The following is a 1,857-nucleotide window of genomic DNA, read 5'->3' as shown; positions in this document are numbered from 1 at the left end:
CCCGCCGACCCGAGCCTTGTTACCGCCCTGGCGGTTGATCTGCAGCTCGACGACGAGCCGCCGCTCTCCGTGCCCGATGCGTGCGCGCACGATCGCGGCATCCTGTCCACGACGCACCAGCGGAGCATCGAGCGCCACCCGGTGCGACCCGAGGGTGGCGAGATAGGCGATCGCCTCGGCGAGGTTCGTCTTGCCCTGTCCGTTGCGCCCGACGAAGAGGTTGGGACCGCGCTCGAGCGCGAGATCCGCGTGCGCGTAGTTGCGGAAGTCGACGAGACTCAGCTGCTCCACGAACACCCGCCCAGCCTACCGACGGGGTGCGACGACGGTCAGGCTCGCGCGGCCCGCAGCCGCGGACCGGGCACCTGGGCGAGCCACTCGGTGATCGTGCGCATGAAGGCCCCGTGGTCGTCGCGGAACACGGTGTGCCCGGTGCCCCCGAGGCGGAGCACGATCATGCCCCGTTCTACGAGAGCGGAGCGCGCGCGATCGGTGATCAGCAGGCTCTTCTCTGCGAGCACCACGAGAGTCGGGATGCCGAGGTGCCGAGGCGGTCTCAGCCACGCGGTGCGAACGAAGGCGAGGATCGTGCGACGATCCCAGCGGGCCACGGTCGACACCTCGATCTCGAGGTCGACCTCGCTCCACTTCGGGTTCATCCGCGCGAGCATACGGCGGCTCGGCCGCGGTGCCATCGCAAAGGCAGCTTTGAAGGCGGCCCCCTTGACCCCTCGGGGGAATGCGAAGGCCGGATCCACGTAGATCGCGCTGCGCGCCCCCAGCCGGGTCGCGACCTCACCGGCGACGACGCTGCCGAGGGAGTGCCCCATCACGAGATCGGGGGGCCCGTCGAGGAGCGGTGCGACGGTCTCCACGACATCATCGGTCCAGGATGCCGCCGAGTACCGCGCCGCACGAGGCGAGGAGCCGTGACCGGCCAGATCTACCGCGAGGACGCGGTAGCCCGCGGCATCCAGATCTGCGGCCACCCGGTGCCACGCCTCGGCGCCCGACATGATTCCGTGCACGAGAATCGCCGTGCGGTGCCCTTCACCCTGCGTCACGACGGCCAGCTGCATGCGGCCACCGTAGGCCGACAAGCTGGATGTGGGCCGTCCCCGACCTATGCGGTTCGGGCGGGCGTCAGCGCAGGAGCANGATGAGGATCGGGCTCAGCTTGTTCTGGTTCTCGCTCGACGTGAACGTGATGCGGGTGAACTCGCTGCGGACAGCACCGAGCGCTTCGAGCAGGTACTGGGGGTTCAAACCGAGCGTGACATCCTCACCGGTCAGGGTGGCATCGACCGCCTCGGATGCGCGTGCCTGCTCGGTGCCCGAGGCATCCATCGAGACGCCGTCGACCGTGAAGGTGAAGCGCAACGGAGCCGAGCGGTCGAGCACGAGTGCGACGCGGCGGACGGCCTCGGCGAGCTCGGCCGTGTTCACGACCGCGTAGTGATCCGTCTGCTCGGGGAACAGCCGGCGCACCGGCGGGAAGTTGCCCTTGATGAGCAGCGACGTCACCGTCTTGTTGCCCGAGGTGAAGGCGATGATCTCGCGGTCGCCCGACCCGGAGAAGTGCACGGAGATGTCGGACCCGTGCGAGAACGTCTTGCCGACCTCCTGCAGGGTGCGCGCCGGCACGAGCGCGGTCGTCGTCTCGTCGCCGGCGACCGTGCCGCCGTCCCACGGGATCTCCCGCAGCGCGACCCGGTAGCGGTCGGTGGCCACCAGGCTGAGTGCGGTGCCGCTGACCTCGAGCTGCACGCCGGTGAGCACCGGCGTCACGTCGTCGCGCGACGCGGCGAAGCCGACCTGCGAGATCGCCGTGGCGAATTCCTCCGCCTGCACGAGGCC

Annotated in this window: 3 protein-coding genes; all 3 read right to left on the bottom strand. The window is 69.8% G+C overall.

What is annotated here, in order from left to right:
* Positions 1 to 297: AAA family ATPase (locus ASG00_RS16065; protein WP_235559016.1), on the bottom strand; the 297-nt coding region annotated here is incomplete at its 3' end.
* 32 nt (positions 298 to 329) lie between these two features.
* On the bottom strand, positions 330 to 1,079 hold the full coding sequence (locus ASG00_RS00690) for an alpha/beta fold hydrolase (protein ID WP_056206136.1): 750 nt from the start codon (positions 1,077 to 1,079) through the stop codon (positions 330 to 332).
* Between the two features lie 79 nt (positions 1,080 to 1,158).
* Positions 1,159 to 1,857, bottom strand: a 699-nt coding sequence (gene dnaN, locus ASG00_RS00685) for a DNA polymerase III subunit beta (protein WP_235559015.1), incomplete at both ends; no start/stop codon positions are given.

The organism is Microbacterium sp. Leaf351, assembly GCF_001423825.1.
In the GTDB taxonomy this organism is placed as follows: domain Bacteria; phylum Actinomycetota; class Actinomycetes; order Actinomycetales; family Microbacteriaceae; genus Microbacterium; species Microbacterium ginsengisoli.
The sequence above is the reverse complement of the archived record's forward strand: the minus strand, read 5'-3'. Positions and strand labels throughout refer to the sequence as shown.